Genomic DNA, 22199 nt, shown 5'->3' with positions numbered 1-22199 from the left:
AGCATGACGGCGATGCGCAAGGCCATCATCACGGGAGCTCTGGCGGCGCTCCCCCTCCTCTTCGCGGGCGGAGCGCCCGCCGGGGCGGTGGAGCCGGGCAAGACCTTCGGCGACTGGCAGACCGAATGCGAGACGCCGCCCGACGGCAAGCCCCGCTGCTTCATCTCGCAGACCCGCGTGATGGAGAACAAGGAGGCGAAGCAGGCGACCCGCATCCTCAAGGCGTCGGTGGGCTATTTCGCCCCGGACGGCAAGGGGGTGATGGTCGTCATCCTGCCGCTGGGCGTCGACCTGCGCGCCGGGGCGGCGCTGACCATCGACGACGGCAAGCCGCTGCCGCTGACCTACCAGCAGTGCATCCAGGACGGCTGCCTCGCCAACGCCCCGATGGACGAGGCGGCGCTGACCGCGCTGCGCCGCTCCAAGGGCGCGCAGATCACCGTCCGCCCCTACGGCGGGACGCAGGCCGTGGCCTTCCCGCTCTCCACCAAAGGGATCACCGACGGCTTGGCCGCCCTGAAGCCCTGATGTTGCGTCCGGTCACCGCGGCGACGGCGCCGCGGATGGCCTCATCCCACCGTCCCGGCGCCGGCTGCCGGTGCAGCGTGACGGTGGGATACCAGGGCGTGCCGCCGCGACCGAGCAGCCAGCGCCAATCCGGCGCGTAGGGCAGCAGAACCGCGGTCGGGCGCCCCATCGCCCCGGCCAGATGGGCGACCGCCGTGTCCACGCAGACCACATGGTCGAGCAGCGCCAGCACCGCCATGGTGTCGGCGAAACTCTCCAGCTCCGGCCCCAGATCGACCAGCGGTGCCGTCCCGTAATAGCGGGCGGCCTCGGCCTGCGCCGGCCCCTTCTGAAGCGACACCAAAACCGTTTTTTCCAAAGCGAAGAGCGGCGCGAGCCGCGCGAGCGTCAGCGAGCGGTTGCGGTCGTTGCCATGGCTCGGGCGCCCCGCCCAGACCAGCCCGACGCGGCGGTAGCCGCGGGGGAGCAGCCCGTCCAGACGCTCCGCCCAGCGCTCTACCCGCTCCGGCTCGGCCCGCAGGCTGGGGAGCGGCGCCGGTATCGTGTCCGGCCTCGTGCCGAACAGCCCCGGCAGGCTGGACAGCTCGGCGTGGGCAGCGAAGGGCGGCGCCTCCTCCCAGTCGGTGACCGTCCGGTATCCACCGGGAAGGGACCGGATCACCGGTCGCATGTCCGGGCTACAAGCGACCACGAGATTGGGGCAGAGCGCCGCCGCCATCGGCAGGTAACGGGCAAACTGGATGGTGTCGCCGAAGCCCTGGTCGGCGACCAGCAGCAAGGTGCCGCTGGGCAGGGGGCGGCCGTCCCAGGGTTTCGGGATGGCGTCCCCAAACCGCTTCAGAATGGCCGGCGGGACCGGCGGCGGCACGCCGGGAAGGCGCCAGCGCCAGTCATACTCGCGCCACCCCTCCTCCCACTGTCCGGAGAGCAGCAGCCCCTCGGCCAGTTCGAAATGCGGCCCCGGCGCGTCCGGGGCGAGCCGGACGGCCCGCCGCTCGCAGGCGATCGACGCCGCGACGTCCAACCGGTCGTAGAGCGCCACACCCAGATTGTACCAGCCCGCCGCGTCGCCGGGGTCGAGCGTGACGGCGCGGCGGCCATGGGCGGCGGCCTCGTCCAGCCGGCCTTCGCGGCGGCGGATTTCGCAGAGGTCGCTGTCGGACGGGGGCATGGGTGGCATGCTACAGGCTGTAGCCCAGCCCGAGAATGACCGGCTCCAGGATCGGGATCGCTGGCTTCAGATGAGTCCTGTAGGCGCGGTGACGGTCGATGGAGCGGCTGTAGAGCTTTTCCGCGACCTGGGCGTGGCTGGGCGTGCGGGCGTGGCGCCGGTTCTCCTCGAAGCGCAGGCAACGGCGGTCGAAACCCAGCCCCAGGAAGCCCAGCAAGCGCCGCACCGCCGGTTCCGGCTCCCGCACCAGATCCTCGTAGCGCAGCGGCAGGTAGCGCAACGGCATCTCCCGCCGGTAATGCTCCACCAGATCGAACACCAGCAGGACGTGGCGCGCCGCCGTTTCGACATCGTTGGCGCTATGGAAGCCGTGGGTGAGGTTGGTGCCCATCATCGACAGCACCACGTCCAGCGGATGGCGCAGCACATGCACCACCGGCGCCGAGGGGAACATCAGCGCGATCAGACCGAGATGCGTCTCGTTGAAGGGCATCTTGTCGGTGAACAGCGTGTGGCCGGGCTTGGCCGGAACCAGCTTGCGGGCGTGGCGGAGGTAGGCGTCGCGCAGCCGCTCCAGCCCGTCTCGCTGGTCGCCCATCCACAGCTCCGACAGCGCTTCGGGATAGCCGAGCGGGCTGCCCAGCGTCTGCGGCAGCGCCCGGACCACCGCGCCGAGCGACGGCAGTTCGTCCCCCGCAGCGATGACCGGATGGCTGGAGAGGATCTGCTCGACCAGCGTGGTGCCGGAACGCGGGGCGCCCACGATGAAGACTGGCTGCGGGCCGGCGGCGGGCGTGGCGGGCCGCGGCATCAGGCGCAGGCGCGGCGCCACGAAAAAGGTGGCGAGGCGCGCGATGAGGTCCACCGCCTCCTCCTCGCCGTAGCGGCGCCCGGCCTGCCGCAGCAGCGCCTTGCCGGCGGCGAAGGCGGCGAAGGCCTCGTCGTGACGGCCCAACCGGTCGAGGATGCGCCCGGTCTCCAGCAGCGCGTCGGGGTCGGTGCCGCCATGGCGGGCGGCCGAGGCGTGCAGGACGGCCAGCGCCGGCTGTCCGGCCCCCTGCCGGGCCAGCAGGGCCGCCGCGAAGGTGTCGGCGCCACGGTGGCCGGGGTCGAGCCGCCGGGCGCGATCCACCAGCCGTTGCGCGGCGGAAAGATCGCGGGCGGCGTCCTCGGTCTGTGCCCAGCCGTGCCAGGTCAGGGCGATGGACGGATGCAGCGCCGCGGCCCGGCGGTAGGTCCGCCGCGCCTCCTCCAGCCGGCCCTGCCGGGTCAGGCTCCAGGCGAGGTTGGCGACCGTCGCAGCGTCCGGCGGCGCCAGGGCCAGCGCCCGGCGGTAATGGAACTCGGCGGCCTGGGGCCGGTGGGTGTCGGCCAGCACCAGCGCCATCAGCGTGTGGCAGCGCGCGTCCTCCGGCGCCAGCCGGACCGCGTTGCGGGCGTGAGGCTCGGCGTCAGCCGCGCGACCGGCCTGGAACAGCCGCCCGGCCAGCTCCTGCGTCGCCGCGAGATCGTCGGGAGCGGCCCGCAACCGCCGCTCCAGCGCCGCGGCGTCGGGGGCGCCGCTCGGAGGGGCGTCGGGCGTGGTCGGCATGACAGGCGGGTCCCATGGCGGCTGAACGCCCTCATGGGCGCGTGGTACGACGCCAGGATAGGGAAGCGCATGGGTGGCGGCAAGGGGCGTTCCCTCTCCCCTCTGGGGAGAGGGTTAGGGTGAGGGGGTTGCGCTTTTGCCGGACGTACCGAAATGCACATCCCCCTCACCGGCCCTCCGGGCCACCCTCTCCCCAGAGGGGAGAGGGTTATGAACGCGAAATGCAATGGCTTTGGCGCCCTACCGCCCCACCCAGACCGGACGGCGCTTCTCCAGGAAGGCCGCGATGCCCTCCTGATAGTCGGCGGAGAGGTAGCAGAGGCGCAGCAGGTCGGCGTCGCCGCCTGCCGGCAGCCCATGGTCGCGCCAGCGGCGCAGCGCCTCGCGCGTCGTCCACAGGGTCAGCGGGGCGAGGCTCGCCAACTCCTCGGCCAGCTCCTGGGTGCGCTCGGCGAGGTCGTCGTCCGGCACGACGCCGCGCAGGGCACCGGCGCCGGCCAAGTCGTCGGCGCTCAGCAGGCGGGCGCTGAAGATCATCCCCTTGGTCCGCGCGGTGCCGAGGATCGCGGCCAGCCGGGCGAGGTTCTTGATGCTCAGGCAGTTGCCGACCGTGCGGGCGATGGGGAAGCCGAAGCGCACCGACGGCGTGGCGATGCGCACGTCGCAGCAGGCGGCGAGCAGAGCCCCCTCCCCCACGCAGGCACCGGCCAGGGCGGCGATGGTGGGAACGCGCACCGCCTCCAGCGCCATCGCCGCGGTCTCCGCGCGGTCCTCCAGAATCGTGTAGTCCTCCGGTGTCTTGACGCTCTGCAGGCAGGACAGGTCGGCGCCGGCCATGAAGGCGGGCTTGTCGCCGGCGGCACCGGTCAGCACCAGGGCCTTCACCGCCGGGTCCGCGTCGACCTCCCGGCAGATGTCGATCAGCCGGTCCTCCATCCAGGGGGTAATGGCGTTGCGCGCCTTGGGACGGTTGAAGATCACCCACTGGACGGCGCCGCGCCGCTCGGTCAGGATTTCGGGCAAGGCGTCGGCCTCGCCGGTCGTGGCGATGGTCATCGTTCGGACTTTCTTGGTTTTAAGCCGCGATCAGGCCGCCGGCCCGAGGATCTGGCAGGAGCCGATGGGGAGAAGCGCCGTCACCACGCTGCCCGGAGCGAAGCTCTGAGCGGGCGGAATGAAGGCGCGCAGTGTCCGCCCGCCCCCCAGATCCACCAGCACGTCGCGGTACTCGCCCAGATAGGCGGAGCGCCGGACCGTGCCGGACAGCACGTTGCAGCCCTCGGCGTCCGGCGCTTGGTCCGCGCCAAACAGCCGGACCTGGGAAGGCCGCACGCACAGCGACACCGTCCCGCCATGCGCCGCGCCGCTGCGGTCTGGGGCGGTCAGCACATGGCCGCCGACGCGGATGGCGCCGTTGCCCTCGCTGGTCCCGGCCAGTTCGTTGTTGGCGCCGATGAAGGTGGCGACGAAGGCGTTGGACGGCCGCTCGAAGATGTCCTCGGGCGAGCCGAGCTGCTGGAGATGGCCCGACTTCATGACGGCGATGCGGTCGGCGGTGACCAGCGCCTCCGACTGGTCGTGGGTGACGTAGACGGTGGTCAGCCCCAGCAGGTCGTGAACCTGCCGGATCTCGAACCGCATCTCCTCGCGCAGATGCGCGTCGAGGTTGGACAGCGGCTCGTCGAGCAGGAGGATGCGCGGCTCCACCGCCAGAGCGCGGGCCAGCGCAACGCGCTGCTGCTGGCCACCCGACAGTTCCGACGGGTAGCGGTCGCGCAGGGCTTCCAGCCGGACGGTGCGCAGCGTGCGGTCCAGCCGCTCGGCGATCTCCGCCTTGGGCAGGCGGCGGATGGCGAGCCCGAAGGCCACATTCTCCGCCACCGTCTTGTGCGGCCACACCGCGTAGTTCTGGAAGACCAGGGAGATGCCGCGCTTCTCCGGTGGCAGCACCCCGCGCGCCGAGGACAGCAGCACGTCGTCGGCCCAGATCTCGCCCTCCGTCGGCGCCTCGAACCCGGCGAGGAGCTGGAGCGTCGTGGACTTGCCGCAGCCCGACGGGCCGAGCAGGGCCAGCAGCGTGCCGTTGGGGACCTGCAGGTCGATGCCGTGCAGCGCGGTGTAGGTGCCGAAGGACTTGCGGAGGTTCTTGATGCGGATCCCGCTCATGTGGGGAGAACTCCTTCCGCCGGGGCGGTTTTACGGCCGGATTTGCGAGAGGTGCGGCGCACGGTGGTCAGGCGCGTCAGGGGACCGGCGGCGGCCACCAGCGCCAGCGTGATGAGGAGGAGAAGAACGCTCATGGCGCAGACGGCCTCGTAATTGCCGCCGTCCTTGGCGTTGTAGATCAGCGTGGTCATCACGTTGGTCTTGGGCGTGATGAGGAAGACGGCCACCGACAGCTCGCGGATGATCGGGATGAAGACCAGGAACCAGCCCGACAGCAGCCCGCCGCCCATCAGCGGGATGGTGATGGACAGGAAGGTCCGCCCCTCCCCCGCACCCAGGCTGCGGGCGGCGCGCTCCAGCTCCGGCCCGATGCCCTTGAGGATCGACCCGCCATGGGCGTAGGCGATGGGCAGGAAGGTCGCCGCGAAGGCCGCCACCAGCAGAAGCGGCGTGCCGTAGAGGTTCAGCGGCGCCCGCGTGTAGGCGGCGAAGAAGCCGACCGACATGACGATGCCGGGGATGATGATGGGGACGGTCGCCACCGCGCCGAACAGGCTGGCGCCGAAGACCATCCGCCGCTCCACGATGTAGGCGACCACGGTGCCGAGCATCACGCACAGCGTCGCGGCCAGCGTCGAGAACAGCAGCGAGTTGACGATGGCGGTGTGCGTCTCCGAATTGCCGAACAGCGCCCACCAGTACCAGTGCAGCGACAGGTTCTCCCACGACAGGCCCTGGCCCCAGGCGCGGGTCAGCGACACCAGCAGCAGCGCCGCGTAGGGCAGGAACACCGAGACCAGCGGCAGCAGCAGCGCCGCCCCGAAGGCCGGCCAGCGGGCGGCGCCCAGCGCGATCCGCCGCCCCGCCCGGCTCTTGCCGGAGATGGTGACGAACTGCTTGCGGCCCAGGATGCGGCGGCGCATCCAGAACAGCATGGCGGTGACCAGCAGCAGCGGCATGCAGTAGGCGGCCGCCATGTAGATTTCCGGCGGGAAGAGCTGGTAGAACTCGGCCAGCTTGGTCGTCACCACCGGGATGCCGGTCGGCGTCAGCAGGAAGGCCGGGACGCCGAACAGCGTCAGCCCCTGGATGAAGGACAGAATGAAGCTGGCGACCACCGCCGGGGTGACCAGCGGGATGGTGATGCTGAGCATGGTGCGCAGCGTGCCGGAGCCCAGCGTGGCGGCGGCGTCCTCAAGCTCCACGGCCATCTCGTCGAGCGCGCTCGACACCATGGTGAAGCTGTAGGGGACGGTGTAGATGCCGCAGATGAAGATCGCCCCGGTCATCGAGTAGATGTTCAGCAGCGGCCCGGCCTCCGCCCCGGCGAGCGAGCGCCACAGCGTGTTCAGCCAGCCCGAGTTGGGGGCCGCCAGCAGAATCCAGCCGGTCGCCCCGATGAAGGACGGGGTGACGAAGGCGGTCATCGTCAGCACGCGGATGGTGCGGCGGAACGGCAGGTCGGTCCGCGACACCAGCCAGGCCAGCGGCACGCCGATGCCGACGGCGATCACCGCGGTCGCCACGGCCAGGAGCAGCGAGTTGAACAGCGGCTCCAGCAGGTCCACCGACTGGAAGATGCGCGTGTAGTTGCCGAGCGTCCAGGCGCCGGTGATGTCGTCGTGGAAGCTGTTGTTGAGAACCCAGCCGAAGGGCAGGACCACCAGCAGGAAGAGAAGAAGGGCGACGGCGCCGAAGACCACGGTCCTGGCGAGCGGCACGCGGGCCATCGCCGGGCGCGCGGTTGCCGCGGCTGCGCTGTCTGGGCTGTCCGTTGAAATGACCCCCATAGGGTCCGCCTCCATTGTCCATACCATCCCTCGCCCCTCCGGGGAGAGGGTGGCGCCAAAGGCGCCGGGTGAGGGGGTTGCGCTTTTGCCGAACGTATCGACACGTGCAACCCCCTCACCCTAACCCTCTCCCCAAGGGGAGAGGGAATCCGGCATCAGCGCACCAGTTCCTTCCACTTGGCGATGCCTTCCGCGACCTCCGGGCCGAGGTCGTCGCCGGTGTTGCGGGTCCACTTCAGCTGGTCCAGCGACCGCCCCTCCGCCCAGGGCACATCCTTGCGCAGCGTCGGCCAGTAGTTCTTCTGGAGGATCATCGACACCTCCGTGGAGTAGAGGAAGTTGGTGAACAGCCGGGCGGCGTTCGGGTGCGGGGCCTTCGCCAGGATGCCGGTGACGCCCAGGTTCAGGATGGCGTCGTCGGACGGAGCCACCACGTCGATGGGGTTGCCGGCGGCCTTCTGGGTCAGCGTGTAGCTGAAGGGCGCGCCGGAACCGACGACGCGCTCACCGGCCAGGATGTCGGTCACGGTGTCGACGTTGGACTGGCCGACCTTCGGCTTCTGCTTGCCGAAGGCGCGCAGGAAGTCGTCGCCGTACTTGCGGCGGATGGCGACGACCCAGTTCGCCACGTCGCCGGAGAAGGCCGGGCTGCCCGTGGTGATCTTGCCCTGCCACTGGTCCTCCAGCAGCGCCTGCCAGCTTGCCGGCGGGGACGGCACCTTGCCCGGCGCGTAGTTGATGCTGGTCAGGCTGATCGCGCCGACATGGAACATCTTGTCCGGGTCGAGGTTGCGGAAGGCGTCCGGGATGTGCACGCCGTCCACCGGCTCGAAGGGCGCCAGCGCGCCGATCTTCTTCAGCTCGGTGTAGTGCAGCATGTTGGTGGTGCCCAGCGAGTCGCACTCGTGGACGCCGCTCTGCAGTTCCATGCGCAGGCGGGTGTAGACGGTCTGCGAGGCCTGGCGGAGCAGGTTGACCTCGATGCCCGGATACTTGGCCTTGAAGGCGTCGCGGATCGCCTCCATCGTCTGCTGCTCGTAGGAACCCCAGTAAAGGGTCAGGGCGCCTTCCTTCTTGGCGGCGGCGTAGAGCGGATCGTCCGCCGCCGACGCGATGCGCGAGAAGGCGGTGCCGGCCAGCCCGCCGGTCACCAGGGCGGTGCCGACGAGTCCACCGGTCTGGAGTAGGCGGCGGCGCGAGAATTCCATCATGTTGCCAATCCCTGTCTTGTTGTTGCGGTTCCGCCGTTTCGGCGTCGTTCTTCGTTCTTAAGAGGAAATCAGTAGTCGCCGGTGGTCGCCCCACCGTCGGCGACGATGGTCTGGCCGGTGACGTAGGCCGCGTCGTCGGACGCCAGGAAGGCGACGACGGCGGCGATCTCCGCCGGCTTGCCCAGACGCCCGATGGGCGTCTTCTCCAGCCATTGCGCGCGCACCGCGTCGGGCACGCCCTCGACGATGGCGGTCTCCACGACTCCCGGAGCGACGGCGTTGACCAGGATGCCGCGGCGCGCCCCTTCCAGGGCGGCGGTGCGGGTCAGCCCGACCACCCCGGCCTTGGAGGCGGAGTAGTTGGCCTGCCCGAAGGTCCCCAGGATCGCCGTGGAGGCGATGTTGACGATGCGCCCCCAGCCGCGGTCGCCGACCAGCCGGAAGGCCGTCTGGCAGCCCAGCCAGGTGCCGCGCAGGTTCACGTCGATGACGGCGCTCCATTCCGCGTCGGTCATCTTGGGCAACGAGCGGTCGCGGACGATGCCGGCGACGTTGACCATGATGTCCACGCCCCGGAAGGCCTCGGGCAGGCCGGTCACGGCGGCGCCCCAGCTTTCCCGGTCGGCGACGTTCAGCGCGGTGGCGTGGGCCTGAGCCCCTTCGGCGCGCAGCGCGGCGGCGACACTCTCGGCAATCTCGACCCCGATGTCGGCGACGACGACCGCCGCCCCTTCCGCGGCCAGCCGCTCGCAGACGGCGCGGCCGATACCGCCGCCGCCGCCGGTGACGAAGGCGACACGGCCGGCGAGGCGGTTTGACTGTGCAACAGCGGAACTCATGCCTGCGCCTCCTTGCGGGCGATGGAGAGCACGTCCTCGCCCTCCTGCACGGTCTCGCCGCGCTGGTTCTTCACGGTGATGGCGACGCGGACGATGCCGCGATCGGGCTTGGAGGCGCTGGGACGGACCTCCGCCACCTCCGCCTCGTAATGCACGGTGTCGCCGGCGAAGACCGGCCCGACGAAGCGGCGGCGCGTCTCCAGGAAGGCGAGGATCGCCCAGTCGTCGATGGCGGAGCGCAGCCCGGTGCTGAGCGAATGGGTCAGCATGCCGTGGGCGATGGTCCGCCCGAAGCCGTTGGCCTTGGCCGCCTCGGCGTCCATGTGCAGCGGGTTGAAGTCGCCGGTCAGCCCGGCGAACCAGACGATGTGCGCCTCGGTGACGGTGACGCGCGAGGAGCGCGTCCGGTCGCCCGGCTTGATGTCGTCGAGATGGATGGCGGTCATGTCAAGGCACCCTCAGTCGGAAGTCCGCGGGCGGAACACGGGGAGGCTGGTCGCCTCGTCGAGCTGGTGGAAGGCCACGGCGAGCGGCAGCCCGGCCCGCAGATCGGCCTCCGCCACCCCCTCGACGCGGGAGAAGACGGTGACGCCCTCCTCCAGCCGGATCAGGGCGCAGACGTAGGGATCGCCGCGCTGGTTGCCGCGGTGGACGACCGAATAGGTCAGCAGTTCGCCGCGCCCGCTCGCCTCGACCCACTCCGGACGGGCGTGCGGGGCGTGGATGGAGTGCGCGCGCGGGTACCACTGGAAGCGCCCGGTCTCCGGGCAGCGCTGGATCAGGAAGCGCCCCTCGCGCGCCGCCTCCCAGAAGGGGGCGGAGGTCTCGTCCTGGACGGGCGGGGTGGTCATGCTGGTCATCAGGCACCTTACCGGGCAAGGATGGCGGTGGCGGCGGAGCAGAAGGTGCCACCCAGCCCATGGGCCAGGGCGATGCGGGCGTCGGGCACCTGGACGCCCGGCCCCTCGCCGCGGAGCTGGCGGACGCTCTCGATCAGGGTGAAGATGCCGCGCTTGCCGGGATGGTTGGACGACAGCCCGCCGCCGTCGGTGTTGGTCGGCAGGCGGCCGCCCAGCGTCAGGTTGCCGTCCGCGACGAAGGCGCCGCTCTCCCCGCGCCCGCAGAAGCCGAGATCCTCCAGCGCCAGCATCGGCGTGATGGTGAAGGCGTCGTAGATCTGCGCCACGTCGATCTCGCCGGGGGTCAGCCCCGCCATGGCGAAGGCGCGCGGGCCGGACAGCGCCGCCGGGGTGGTCAGGTCGTCGGGAATCTGGCTGTTCTGGGTGCGCGCCACGGCGGCCCCGTAGCCGACCAGATGGACCGGCGGCTTCTTCAGGTCGCGCGCCCGCTCCCGGCTGGTCATCACGACGGCGCCGCCGCCGTCGGTCACCACGCAGCAGTCCAGCCGGTGCAGCGGCGACGCGATCATCGGCGAGGCCAGCACGTCGTCCACCGTGATCGGCTTGCGCAGCCGTGCGTCCGGGTTCGTCGCGGCGTGCTCGCGGAAGGTCACGGCCACCTGGGCAAGCTGTTCCGGCGTGGTGCCATACAGGTCCATATGGCGACGGGCGAACAGGCCGTAGGTCGAAATCAGCGTCGGCGCGTAGGGAATCTCATACTGGCCGGGGCCGGCGGGGAAGACGAACGGGTCGAAGGACGGGCTGCTCAGTGGCCACCAGCGCGGGCAGGCGGCGTAGCTGATGACCACCACCTCGGCCAGCCCGGTGGCGATGGCCGCCGCCGCCTGCCCGGCCTGGAGGATGTAGGAGCAGCCGCCGACGTCGGTGCTGTTCACATAGGTCGGCGCGATCCCGATGTATTCGGCCAGTTCGACCACATCCATGGTGCTGCCGCCCTCGGCCCAGTCGCCGGAGGCCGCGCACAGCCCGTCCACGTCCTTCAGCGTCAGCCCGGCGTCGTCCAGCGCGCCGAGGATGCACTCCATCTGAAGGGCGAAGGGGTGGACGCGCGGCGCATCCCGGCGGGGCGATTCAAAAACGCCGGCGATGGCCGCCTTTCCCGAAAGATCGATCACGCGCGGGTTGTCCTTTCCTGGTTGTGGAAGGCCGCGCATCGCTGCCGCGACGCGCGCCGAGCGGCTTCATTGGACAGGCGATGGGAGTAAAGAGATCACCCGTCTCGGAAATCATGAAGACTATCCGATGGCCGGCAGAGTTTTCGATCAGGCCGATCCGCTCCCGGCAAGATCAAGACTACCGGACACAGTTCGTGTCACAAGCAGAAAAAACGATGCGGTCCGGTGCACGGAACGCACCAATGTCACACCGGGCTGATCGGCGGAACGGTGCCTTCCATGCACCGGATTGGGCCAAACTAAGCGATTGTTTTCCGGCCGCCGTGGCGCAAGCCTTTGGGTATCGCATTCCCGCCGCCGCCCTGGACCGGACCGGTTTCCAGCCGGGCGCGCGGCCCCGCCCGGACCGCCTGCGCGGCGTCCGGCCATCCGAAGGATCATGCATGCTCAACACCGATACGCAACGCCGCGAAGGCCCCCTGGCCGGCGTGCGCGTGGTCGATCTCACGCACATGTTGGCCGGCCCCTACAGCACGTGGCTGCTCGGCGCGCTGGGGGCGGAGGTCATCAAGATCGAGCGTCCCGGCAAGGGCGATTTCACCCGCATCATTGCCCCCTTCAGCGAGGAGGAGAGCATTTACTTCCTCAGCGTCAACCGCAACAAGCGGAGTCTGACGCTCAACTTGAAGGAGGAAAAAGGGAAGGAGATTTTCAAGAGAATTGTCGCCACCTGCGACGTGCTGGTGGAGAACAACCGGGCCGGGGCGATGGACCGGCTGGGGCTGGGCTACACCGACCTGAAGGCCGTCAATCCGCGGCTGGTCTACGCCTCGATCTCCGGCTTCGGGCAGGACGGCCCCTACCGCCACCGCCCCTGCTTCGACGTGGTGGCGCAGGCGATGTCCGGGATGATGAGCATCACCGGCGAGCCGGGCGGCGATCCCTGCCGGGTCGGCGCGTCGATCGGCGACATCGGGTCGAGCCTGTTCGCCGCCGTCGGCATCCTCGCCGCCCTGCAGAAGCGGGCAAGCAGCGGCGAGGGCAGCTTCATCGACGTGGCGATGCTGGATTGCCAGCTCGCCCTGATGGAGAACGCCATCGCCCGTTTCCTGAACGCCGGGGAGACGCCGCGGGCGCTGGGCAGCCGCCACCCGCTGATCGCCCCCTTCCAGGCCTTCCCCACCGCCGACAAGCCGATCGCCATCTGCGTTGACACCAACGAGCAATGGGACCGGATGTGCCGCGCCATGGGGCTGGAGCATCTGCTGTCCGACCCGCGCTTCCCCACAGGCTCGGCCCGCAACGCCAACCATGCGGAGCTGGAGCCGCTGCTGCGCGAGGTCTTCCTCACCCGCGGGCGCGACGCGTGGCTGGACGCGATGGAGGACGCCGACGTGCCGGCCAGCCCGATCAACAGCGTGCCGGACGCGCTGAACGATCCCCAGGTGGTCCACCGCAAGATGGTCGTCGAAGTGCCGGAGGGCTCGGGCAAGCGCTTCGCCGCCGTCCCGATCACCATGCCGGAAGCGCCCCTGCCCGCCGAAAGCCCGGCGCCGCGGCTGGGCGAGCACACCGACGCGATCCTCGCGGATCTCGGCTTCAGCCCCGACGAGATCGGCGCCTTCCGTCGCGACGCGGTGGTGTGATGGCCGGCGGCGCGGAGGGAGAGCGGCGGGTGGCGGGCGGCGAAGGGGCGCGTGCGGTGCTGGCGGAAATGTTTCATACTGCCGCCGGAATCACTCCCAGCCTCGCCCCGGCTTCCGTCCACAGCCCAAAGGTCCGCATGGCGCGCCGCCTTCCGCCCCTTCTCGCCCTCCGCGCCTTCGACATCTTCGCCCGCCAGGGCACGGTGCGGGCCGCCGCCGACGAGCTGGCGGTATCCCACACGGTGGTGTCACGCCACATCCAGAATCTGGAGCAGGCGGTGGGGGTGAAGCTGGTGGCGAAGTCGGGGCGCGGCCTGTCCCTGACCCGCGAGGGCATCCGCTACGCCGCCCAGCTCCGCCGCGCTTTCGACCTGATCGGCGAGGCCAGCAACGAGCTGCGCAACGGCGGGATGGAGGCGGTGCACATCTGCTGCCTCGCCGGGCTGGCCTCGCGCTGCCTGCTCGCCCGCCTGCCGGAGCTGGAGGAGGCGCTGACCGGGCGGGAGGTGATCCTTCAGCCGACCTCGACCCGCCCCGACTTCAGCCGGGAGGAGGCCGACGCCGAGATCATGTATCTGGAGGACGGCGGCTCCGTCGCCGACGGGCTGCGCTCGGAGATGTTCGCGCGGCCGCGCATCCTCGCCATCGCCAGCCCGGAGTTCAAGGCGCGCTACCCCGACGTGCGCACGCCCGCCGACCTTGTCGGCCTGCCGCTGATCCACGAGCAGTCCACCGGCATGTGGGAAGCCTGGCTGGAGGAGGCCGGCATCGCCGACATCCCCCGGTTGCGCGGCCCCCGGCTGTGGCAGGCGCATCTGACCATCGAGGCCGCCCGGCTGGGGCGCGGCGTGGCCCTGGTCAGCGACCTGCTGGTGACCGAGCCGCTGGCCAACGGCGAGCTGGTGGAGATGGTCGACAGCAACGTGACCATCGGCGGCTATTACTTCATCGCCCCGGTCCACCGCTGGAACACGCCGGTCATCTCCGCCGTCCGGCAATGGCTGCGCGGCGTCTTCCCGCCGGACCAGACCTCCCCCCTCCAAGGCACCCCATGACCCAGGACCACGCCCTGCCGCCGGACATCCTGCTGTCCGACATCCTGCTGTCCGGCGTGCACACCGTCGACGAGAGCTGGATCGACCTCTACGGCCACATGAACATGGTGCGCTACGTCGCCCTGTTCGACGAGGTCGGCTACGCCCTGATGGAGCAATGGGGGCTGGGCGAGACCTACACGCGGGACGAAGGGTTCGGCCTGTTCGTCGTCGATGTGGCGGTGCATTACCGGCGGGAACTGCGCGCCGGAACGCCGCTGCAGGTGGCGCTGCGGCTGCTCGACGCCGACGACAAGCGGTTGCTGAGCCTGCTGGAGATCCGGCGGACCGACGACGGGACGGTCGCGGCGACCATGGAGCAGCTGTCGATCCACGTCGATCTGGGCTCCCGCAAGGTGACGCCCTTCCCGCCCGCCCTGGCGGAGCGCTTGCGCGCCCTGGCGGCGGCCCAGTCCGCCTTTCCCCTCCCGCCCCGCCACCGGCGGCGGCTGCATCTGGCGCCCAATCCCTCTCCCGCCCCGGGAGAGGGTGGCGCCGAAGGCGCCGGGTGAGGGTCGTGCGAGGATCAGGGCGCTGATTCTCGGCTTCACCCTCACCCTTCCCACGCTTTGCATGGGCCCCTTCCCTCTCCCGGGACGGGAGAGGGAAGTCTGTAAGCAACAGAACTGGTTGCCGGCCGGCGGGACCTTCACGATATGTCCGCCATGACTCATCTGCGCATCGCGTTGCGGCTGGCTTGGCGGGACCTGCGGGGCGGCGTCGCCGGACTTTGGATCGTCGTCCTCGGGGTGGCGCTGGGCACCGCCATGATGGCCGCCGTCGGCTCGCTCAGCGGCGGCGTGCTGGAGGGGATGCGGGCCACCGCGCGCGAAGCGGTCGGCGGTGACCTCTCCCTGCGCCTGTTCCACGCCCCGGCGACGCCGGAGCAGCGGGCCGTCCTCGACACGATGGGCAGGGTCGGCGAGACCGCGGAACTGCGACCCGTTGCCTCGACGGTGACCGGCAGCGCCCGCATCCTGGTCGAGTTGAAGGCGGTCGAAGGAAGTTACCCGCTGGTCGGCACGGCGACGGTGTCCGGCGCCCCGTCCCTGGCCGACGCTCTGGCCCGGCGCGACGGGCGATGGGGGGCGGCTGTGTCCGCCGACCTCCTCGACGCGCTGGCGCTGGGCGTCGGCGACCGGCTGCGGCTTGGGGCCGCCGAGATCGCGATCCGCGCCGTGCTGGAGCATGAGCCGGATCGGGCTTTCCGCGCCTTCTCCCTCGGCCCGCGCGTCGTCATCGACCGCCGGGCGCTGGACGCGACGGGCCTCGCCGAGCCGGGGATACCCGTCTACTGGTATTATCGCCTCGTCTTGCCGGAGACGGTGCGTTCCGACGCCGCCCTGCGCGATCTGGAGCGCCGTTTCCCCGACGCCGGATGGCGGATCGTCGATGCCGCCCAAGGCATTCCGGGTGTGGACCGCACCGTGCACCTCGCCCGTGCGCTGTTCCTTCTGGGATCGCTGTCCATCCTGCTGATCGGCGGTGTGGGCATCGGCCGGGCGCTGTCGGCGCACCTTGCCCGGCGGTTGCCGGTCCTGGCGACGCTGAAGGCGTTGGGCGGTTCGCCACGCCTGCTCTTCACCGCCTTCCTGCTGCAAATGCTGGCCGTGGTCGGCGTGGCGCTGCTGATCGGCGTGACGACCGGCGCCCTGCTGGCCGCCATGGCGGTGAACGCGCTGCCGCTCGACTGGATGCCAGAGACGGGCGGCGCCGTCGATCCGGCGGCCCTGCTGCTGGCGGGGGCGGTCGGGCTTCTGGCCGCGCTGCTCTGCGCCGTGCCGCCGCTGGCCCGCGCCGCCGGGACCAGCCCCGCCGCAATCTGGCGGGGGGCGGTGGATGGCTTGTCCCAGCCGTTGGGGTGGCGGACCCGTGGCGCTGTCGCGCTGCTCGGGCTGGGGCTCGCCGGTCTGCTCGCCGCCTGGACGGGGATGCCGCTCGCCGTCGCCGGCTTCCTGCTCGTCGCGGTGCTGGTTGCGACCGGCTTCGCGTTGCTGGGGCGGGGGCTCGCCTGGGTGGCCCGCCGGCTGGCGCGCAGGCGGCGGGCGGCGGTCCGGCTGGCCGTCGCCAACCTCGGTCGGCCCGGCGCACCGACGGTCCCGGTGGCCGTGGCGCTGGGCATCGGCCTGACCCTGCTGGTGGCGGTCGGCGTGGTCGGACAGTCGGCCACCAGCCATGTCGCGGCGACGCTGCCGGCGCAGACGCCTTCCGTTGTCGCGCTGAACATCCCGCCGCCGGACGGCATCGGCTTGAAAGAGCGCCTGTCCGCCCTGCCCGGCGTCGGGCGGGTCGAGACGGCGCCCTTCCTGCACGCCCGGATCAGCCGCCTCAACGGCTCCGCCATCACCGAGGCGGACGCCCCGCGCTCCGTCGGGTGGGCGGTGCGCGGCGACCGCGGCCTGTCCTGGCGCGACCGCCCCGCCGCTACCGACCGGATCGTCGCGGGGAGTTGGTGGCCCGAGAGCTATACCGGCCCGCCGCTCGCCTCGCTGGACGCGCAGGTGGCCCGCCGGTTGGGGCTGGCGGTGGGAGACAGCCTCACGCTGGCCCTGGCGGGCCGCCCGGTGACCGCGACGATCGCCAACCTCCGGCGGATCGACTGGACGCGGCTCGACCTGGATTTTCCGGTTCTCCTCTCCCCCTTCCCCGAACCGCCGCCGCACAGCCTCGTCGCCGCCGTCTGGTCCTTGCCCGAGTCGGTTCCGGCGGTTGAGGCGGCGGTGGCGCGAGCGGTTCCGCAAGCCCCCACGATCCGCGTGGCGGAGGTGCTGGACACGCTCGGTTCGACCGTCCGGACCGTGCGCGGGCTTCTCGATGGCGTGTCCACCGTCGCCCTCGGCGCGGCGGCCGTGGTCCTTCTCGGCGCCATTGCCAGCAGCGCCCGGCGGCGGCTTCAGGACATGGCGCTCCTGCACGCCCTCGGAGTCGGCCGGCGTTCGATGGTCCAGGCGGTGGTGCTGGAATTCGTCCTTCTGGGCGCCGCCGTCGCCGCGGTCGCGGTGCCGCTCGGCTGGGCCGGCGGCGCGGCGGTGGTCGCCAGCCTTGCCGACGGTGCGCCCCTGCCCGGAGTCGCTGTCCCCCTGGCCGCCTTCCTCGGCACCGTCGCTGCGATGGCGGCGGTCGGGGCGGTGCTGGTGGCGTGCCTGCCGCGACGGGACGTGATGCGGCGGTTGCGCAGCGACGCGCTGTCCGCCTGACCCGCCCACCCGTCAGGCCATCTCCGCCGCCGGGATGATGCCGTCGGTCAGCAGGGCGTTGAGCAGGCCGACATGCCCATCCGACCGCGCCGGCCGGCCGGGGTCGGAGGTGACGACGACGGTCAGCCCCAGGCTGGGCACCAGATAGAGCATCTGCCCGCCATAGCCGCGCGCGTAGGCGATGCGGTGCCCCTTCGCCGTGGCGAGAAACCAGCCATACCCGTAATCGTCGCCGGAGAAGGGGGAGCGCGTGCGCGGCACCCACGACGCCTCCACCCAGGCGGCGCTGATGACTTGGCGTCCGTTCCACAGCCCGCCCTGCCGCCACAGCTCGCCGAAGCGGAAGAGGTCGAGCGGCGACAGCGCCATGTTGTTGCCGCCGAGATAGAAGCCCTGTGGGTCGCGCGTCCAGGACGGCACCTCAATCCCCAGCGGCTCGCCCAGCCAGTCCCGCGCCAAGTCTAGCAGGCTGCGCCCCGACGCGCTGGACAGCGCCGCGCCCAGCAGATGGTAGCTGCCGGTCGAATAGAGCATCCGCGCGCCCGGCTCGGTGACGAAGGGGCGACGCAGCGCGTCGACAACCCAGTTGCGGCTGTTGATCCAGCGGCCGTAGCCCGGCCCGGAGGTCGGTTCCAGACCGGCCCGCATGGTCAGAAGGTCGGCGATGGTGATCCTCCGTACCCGCGGATCGACGCCCGCCGGAACCAGCCCCGGCGCCGCCTCGGCCAGGGAGACGTCGACGCCGCGCAGGACGCCGCGGTCGATGGCAATGCCGGCGAGCGAGGCGGCGATGGTTTTGGACACCGACTTCACATTGACGGCACGGTTCACCGCCGGTCCGCGGAAGGCCTCCGCCGATACCACCGCGCCGTTCCGACCGATGACCAGCGCGTGAATCTGGTCGAGTGCCGCCGCGCGCTTGATCGCCCGGTCCAGCAAGGCCGGGTCGAACCCGGCCCCGGGCGCGGGTTGGGCGGCAAGCAGCGGGCGCGTCAGGGCGCCGCCGAGGGACGCGACGGTGGCGGCGAGGAGGGTGCGGCGGCCGAGCCGGAACGGCGATGTCGAGGTCATCCCGGTTATGTGGTCCCGCTTCGCCGCCATCCAAGATTGCCCCGGAATCCCTGATCGGACTTTGTCCCACCCGGCGCCGCACACGCCGCTTGCCTCCCCGCCCTATGGGAACATATTAAGAACGAACACGCAGCGTGGGATGGGACGATGGACGACGCCTTGATCGAGAAGCTCGGCATTCTGGCCGATGCGGCGAAATACGACGCCTCCTGCGCCTCGTCCGGCGCCAAGCCGCGCAGCGGCGGCAAGGAAGGGCTGGGCTCGACCACCGGCGCCGGCATCTGCCACGCCTACACGCCGGACGGGCGCTGCGTCTCGCTCCTCAAGATCCTGCTGACCAACCACTGCCTGTTCGACTGTGTGTACTGCATCAACCGGCGCTCCTCCAACGTCCGCCGCGCCCGCTTCACGGTGGCGGAGGTGGTGGAACTGACCCTGGGTTTCTACAAGCGCAACTGCATCGAGGGGCTATTCCTGTCCTCCGGCATCATCCGCTCGCCGGACCACACGATGGAGCAGATGATGCTGGTGGCGCGGACGCTGCGGCGCGACCACGGCTTCGCCGGCTACATCCATCTGAAGACCATTCCCGAGGCCAGCCCCTGGCTGATCGAGCAGGCCGGGCTGTGGGCGGACCGCCTGTCGATCAACCTTGAACTGCCCACCGACCACAGCCTGAAGGCCTTCGCGCCGGAGAAGAACGGCGGCACCATCAAGGCGGTGATGGGTCAGGTCAACGAACGCATCGTCGAGGCCAAGGAGGAGCGCCGCCGCTTCTCCCCCGCCGGCCAGAGCACCCAATTGATTGTCGGCGCCGACGACGCCACCGACCGCTCGGTCCTGGAGACCAGCGGCACGCTCTACCAGCGCTACGGGCTGCGCCGCGTCTATTATTCCGCCTTCAGCCCGATCCCGGAGGCCAGCTCGGTCCTGCCGGTCAAGCCGCCGCCGCTGCAACGGGAGAACCGGCTGTATCAGGCCGACTGGCTGCTGCGCTATTACGGCTTCACGGTGGAGGAGATCGCGTCCGGCGGCGAAGGCGGGATGCTCGACCTCGGCATCGACCCCAAGCTGGCCTGGGCGCTGAAGAACCGCGAGCGCTTCCCGGTCGACGTCAACCGCGCCGACCGCGAGATGCTGCTGCGGGTGCCGGGGCTGGGCGCCCGCGCCGTCGACAAGATCCTGTCGGCGCGCCGCCACACCCGCCTGCGCATGGAGGATCTGGGGCGGCTGTCGAACGGTCTGCGGCGCGCCCGCCCCTTCCTGATCGCCGCCGACTACCACCCCGCGGTCGGGCTGACCGACCGGCTGGACCTGCGCCAGCGCTTGGTCACGCCGTCCAGCCAGTTGAGCCTGTTCTGACGATGCGCACGATCACCTTGCGGGAGGGGGCGGACCTCGACGGCTTCCGCCGGGCGGTGCGCCGCCTCGCCGCCGCCCGGACGGCGCCCGAGGCGGTGCTGTGGAGCGTCGGCGCGCCGTCGCTGTTCGGCGACGAAGCACCCGCATTTGAAAACGGTGCCCCGGTCCTCCTGCCCCAGGCGGTCGGCCGGTTGATCGAAACCGTCGTCTGCCACAGCGATCCGGAGCGCTACGCCCTGCTGCACCGGCTGGTCTGGCGGGTGCTGAACGGGGAGCGGGCGCTGCTCGACCAGCACGCCGACCCGCTGGTGCACCGGCTGGAGCGGCTCGACAAGGCGGTGCGCCGGGACATCCACAAGATGCACGCCTTCCTGCGCTTCCGCGCCCTGCCGGACCCGGCCGGCGGGGAGCGTTACGTCGCGTGGTTCGAGCCCGACCACCACATCGTCGAGGCCGTCGCCCCCTTCTTCGTCGAGCGCTTCGAAAGCATGGCGTGGACGATCCTGACGCCGAAGGGATCGCTGCACTGGGACCGCCACCGCCTGATGACCGGGCCGCCCGCCGAGCGTCCGGACTCCTTGGCCGACGACCGCTTCGCCGAGGGCTGGCTGCGCTATTACGAAAGCACCTTCAACCCGGCGCGGGTCAACCCGACGGCCATGCGGGCGGAGATGCCGCGGAAATTCTGGGCCAACATGCCGGAGACGGCGGCCATCCCGGCCATGGTCCGCGCCGCCCCCGCCCGCGTCCAGGCGATGCTGGAGGCAGAGGCCGCCATCCCGCGCCGCCGCATGCCGGAGAAGGCGGTGGCGGCGATGGCCCGGCAGGCCCCGGACAGCCTCGCCGACCTGAACCGCCTGATCCAACGCTCCGAGCCGCTGGTGCCGGGGGCGACGCAGGCGGTGCCGGGCGAGGGGCCGGAGGGTGCGGCCATCGCCATCGTCGGCGAGCAGCCGGGCGACCGGGAGGACCGCGAGGGCCGTCCCTTCGTCGGTCCCGCCGGCCAGTTGCTGACCGCTGCTCTGGAGGAGGCCGGCATCGAGCGCGGCGGCCTCTATCTGACCAACGCCGTCAAGCATTTCAAATTCGTCCAGCGCGGCAAGCGGCGCATCCACCAGTCCCCCACCGCCGGCGAGGTCAAGCATTACCGCTGGTGGCTGATGACGGAGCTGGGCTTCGTCCGCCCCCGCCTCGTCGTCGCGCTGGGCGCCACGGCGGCCCTGGCTCTGAGCGGCCGGCCCGTTTCGGTGCTGCGCGAGCGCGGTCCGATGGCTTTCGACGGTTGGGACGGCTTCGTCACCGTCCACCCCTCCTACCTGCTGCGGCTTCCAGGGGAGGAGGAGCGACGGCGGGCGCAGGCAGAGTTCGTGGCCGACCTGCGCCGGGCCGCGGCGCTGGCGTGAGGCGGCGTCAGGCCGTCTCCCGTGTCGCGGCCCTCACGCGCCCTGCTGCTTGAACCGCTTGCCCACGGTGCACTGGATGCGCTGAAGCTCGTACTTCGGGTGGTCGTTGATCCACTTGGCGCTCTCGATCTGGCCGGCGATCGGGCAGCTCGACATGGTCAGGGGTTCGGTGTCGGGAACCATCGGATTGATGGTGCGGCACTGGGTCGGGTCGGACGCCAAGCAGAAGATCATCGACAGGGTAACAAACATCGGGCGCTCCAAAACGCAACGGCACGGCTGTGCCAACATCGTGGGGATCAGCGAGAGCAAGCCGCATGCCATGCCCAGGACGAGGACAGGATTGCGCGATTCCGGCTGCTCGGAAATGAGCCAAACCACAGGGCGCCGAATCATTAGGCATCGAAGGTTAACCAATGCCTAAACGTTGGGAGTTTGCAAAGCCGTTGGTGCAACGGATGAAACGGAACGGGCCGCAAGGTCAGAGAAGCCTTCGCACAAGTCTGGAGTCGGCGCGCCGTAGATCAACGGAACGTTGAGTGACGTGTTTTCTATCCTTGAAGCAACCAGCACTGGCGTCAGGCACCGGGCTGTTCGCACCGCCATTGACGGACGTTCCAGTTGGGATGCTCCATGAGCCAGTGCACGACGTGGACATAGCTGTTGCGGGTGCACTCCACCGCGGTCGGGTACCGTTCGATGGAGAGGGGGCGTTCGATGGAGCATTGGTCCGGCCGCAGGGCCAGACAGATCACCATGACCAGTTCAAACATGAGTCACCATTCCCGTACCGAAGAGCGGTCCTGAAAGATCGGGCCTGAAAAGTCGATGAGCCGACGCCTTCGGCCGTTTCACCAAAGTGGACGAAGGCCGGAACACGCTTATCAACAGGCGCTGACACCGATCGGGCCGTGTTGCTTTGCAGCAAAAATTGCTGCTTCGCACAAAAATCGCCGCGAAAACTGCAAATAAATAAATCGCAAAATCATCTTTTGAAGGATTATCAACTTACCACCAATTTGCGGCCATCTCCGGACAAAACAGTTAGCAGCCGATTGTTTTGCGTTTTCTATTCGGCAGAGCCTTGACGAGAAC

Annotated in this window: 20 protein-coding genes; 7 read left to right on the top strand and 13 right to left on the bottom strand. The window is 70.5% G+C overall.

Translation table 11 applies throughout. The features are described from left to right. Positions 1-3 precede the first annotated feature (3 nt). Positions 4-528, top strand: coding sequence for an invasion associated locus B family protein (locus ACWPN5_RS25410; protein WP_492298124.1), 525 nt, complete (start codon positions 4-6; stop codon positions 526-528). Here ACWPN5_RS25410 and ACWPN5_RS25405 read toward each other — a convergent pair. From ACWPN5_RS25405 to ACWPN5_RS25360, 10 genes are all read right to left on the bottom strand, one after another. After that, on the bottom strand, positions 497-1699 hold the full coding sequence (locus tag ACWPN5_RS25405) for a glycosyltransferase family 9 protein (RefSeq protein ID WP_492298122.1): 1203 nt from the start codon (positions 1697-1699) through the stop codon (positions 497-499). The genes ACWPN5_RS25410 and ACWPN5_RS25405 overlap by 32 nt on opposite strands. Before the next feature lie 10 nt (positions 1700-1709). Next, positions 1710-3290: a tetratricopeptide repeat-containing sulfotransferase family protein gene (locus tag ACWPN5_RS25400; RefSeq protein ID WP_492298120.1), complete on the bottom strand. Its 1581-nt coding sequence runs from the start codon at positions 3288-3290 to the stop codon at positions 1710-1712. 240 nt (positions 3291-3530) lie between these two features. Further along, a complete protein-coding gene (locus ACWPN5_RS25395) occupies positions 3531-4346 on the bottom strand; it encodes an enoyl-CoA hydratase (protein WP_492298118.1) in 816 nt (271 codons plus the stop codon). A gap of 30 nt (positions 4347-4376) precedes the next feature. Beyond that, positions 4377-5456, bottom strand: a complete 1080-nt coding sequence (locus ACWPN5_RS25390) for an ABC transporter ATP-binding protein (RefSeq protein ID WP_492298116.1) — start codon at positions 5454-5456, stop codon at positions 4377-4379. Further along, complete coding sequence (locus ACWPN5_RS25385; protein ID WP_492298115.1) at positions 5453-7177, bottom strand: ABC transporter permease; 1725 nt, start codon at positions 7175-7177, stop codon at positions 5453-5455. The genes ACWPN5_RS25390 and ACWPN5_RS25385 overlap by 4 nt, the downstream gene beginning before the upstream one ends. Positions 7178-7401: 224 nt before the next feature. Then, complete coding sequence (locus ACWPN5_RS25380) at positions 7402-8457, bottom strand: ABC transporter substrate-binding protein (RefSeq protein WP_145706739.1); 1056 nt, start codon at positions 8455-8457, stop codon at positions 7402-7404. Between the two features lie 68 nt (positions 8458-8525). Continuing rightward, entirely contained in the window at positions 8526-9296 is a 771-nt protein-coding gene (locus ACWPN5_RS25375) for an SDR family oxidoreductase (protein WP_492298113.1), read from the bottom strand. After that, positions 9293-9742: a MaoC family dehydratase gene (locus ACWPN5_RS25370; protein WP_014242262.1), complete on the bottom strand. Its 450-nt coding sequence runs from the start codon at positions 9740-9742 to the stop codon at positions 9293-9295. The genes ACWPN5_RS25375 and ACWPN5_RS25370 overlap by 4 nt, the downstream gene beginning before the upstream one ends. A 12-nt stretch (positions 9743-9754) precedes the next feature. Further along, positions 9755-10156, bottom strand: a complete 402-nt coding sequence (locus tag ACWPN5_RS25365) for a Zn-ribbon domain-containing OB-fold protein (protein WP_200477521.1) — start codon at positions 10154-10156, stop codon at positions 9755-9757. Positions 10157-10164: 8 nt separating this feature from the next. Next, positions 10165-11331, bottom strand: a complete 1167-nt coding sequence (locus tag ACWPN5_RS25360) for an acetyl-CoA acetyltransferase (protein ID WP_492298111.1) — start codon at positions 11329-11331, stop codon at positions 10165-10167. A 443-nt stretch (positions 11332-11774) separates the two neighbouring features. On the opposite strand from ACWPN5_RS25360, the gene ACWPN5_RS25355 reads away from it, so the two are divergent. The 4 genes from ACWPN5_RS25355 (at position 11775) to ACWPN5_RS25340 (ending at position 17268) form a co-directional block, all read left to right on the top strand. After that, the gene (locus ACWPN5_RS25355) at positions 11775-12977 is read left to right on the top strand and encodes a CaiB/BaiF CoA transferase family protein (RefSeq protein WP_492298110.1); all 1203 of its coding nucleotides are present in this window, start codon (positions 11775-11777) and stop codon (positions 12975-12977) included. 137 nt (positions 12978-13114) lie between these two features. Beyond that, entirely contained in the window at positions 13115-14032 is a 918-nt protein-coding gene (locus tag ACWPN5_RS25350; RefSeq protein ID WP_492298108.1) for a LysR substrate-binding domain-containing protein, read from the top strand. After that, the gene (locus ACWPN5_RS25345) at positions 14029-14583 is read left to right on the top strand and encodes a thioesterase family protein (RefSeq protein ID WP_492298106.1); all 555 of its coding nucleotides are present in this window, start codon (positions 14029-14031) and stop codon (positions 14581-14583) included. The genes ACWPN5_RS25350 and ACWPN5_RS25345 overlap by 4 nt, the downstream gene beginning before the upstream one ends. A 144-nt stretch (positions 14584-14727) precedes the next feature. After that, positions 14728-17268 (top strand): ABC transporter permease, encoded by a 2541-nt coding sequence (locus tag ACWPN5_RS25340; RefSeq protein WP_492298105.1) that lies wholly within the window; start codon positions 14728-14730, stop codon positions 17266-17268. A gap of 12 nt (positions 17269-17280) precedes the next feature. Here ACWPN5_RS25340 and ACWPN5_RS25335 read toward each other — a convergent pair whose 3' ends face one another. Continuing rightward, on the bottom strand, positions 17281-18339 hold the full coding sequence (locus ACWPN5_RS25335; protein ID WP_492298103.1) for a serine hydrolase domain-containing protein: 1059 nt from the start codon (positions 18337-18339) through the stop codon (positions 17281-17283). Between the two features lie 147 nt (positions 18340-18486). On the opposite strand from ACWPN5_RS25335, the gene ACWPN5_RS25330 reads away from it, so the two are divergent. Together ACWPN5_RS25330 and ACWPN5_RS25325 are read left to right on the top strand one after the other, a co-directional pair. Then, a complete protein-coding gene (locus ACWPN5_RS25330) occupies positions 18487-19701 on the top strand; it encodes a putative DNA modification/repair radical SAM protein (RefSeq protein ID WP_492298101.1) in 1215 nt (404 codons plus the stop codon). A gap of 2 nt (positions 19702-19703) precedes the next feature. After that, positions 19704-21104, top strand: a complete 1401-nt coding sequence (locus ACWPN5_RS25325; protein ID WP_492298099.1) for a UdgX family uracil-DNA binding protein — start codon at positions 19704-19706, stop codon at positions 21102-21104. Positions 21105-21137: 33 nt separating this feature from the next. On the opposite strand, the gene ACWPN5_RS25320 is transcribed toward ACWPN5_RS25325, so the two are convergent. Together ACWPN5_RS25320 and ACWPN5_RS25315 are read right to left on the bottom strand one after the other, a co-directional pair. Continuing rightward, a complete protein-coding gene (locus ACWPN5_RS25320; RefSeq protein ID WP_035680398.1) occupies positions 21138-21356 on the bottom strand; it encodes a hypothetical protein in 219 nt (72 codons plus the stop codon). Between the two features lie 326 nt (positions 21357-21682). Next, on the bottom strand, positions 21683-21877 hold the full coding sequence (locus ACWPN5_RS25315; protein ID WP_145688166.1) for a hypothetical protein: 195 nt from the start codon (positions 21875-21877) through the stop codon (positions 21683-21685). Positions 21878-22199: the final 322 nt, after the last annotated feature.

It is taken from the genome of Azospirillum sp. UENF 211521 (assembly GCF_058780535.1).
This window is presented reverse-complemented; position numbering and strand designations above follow the sequence as displayed.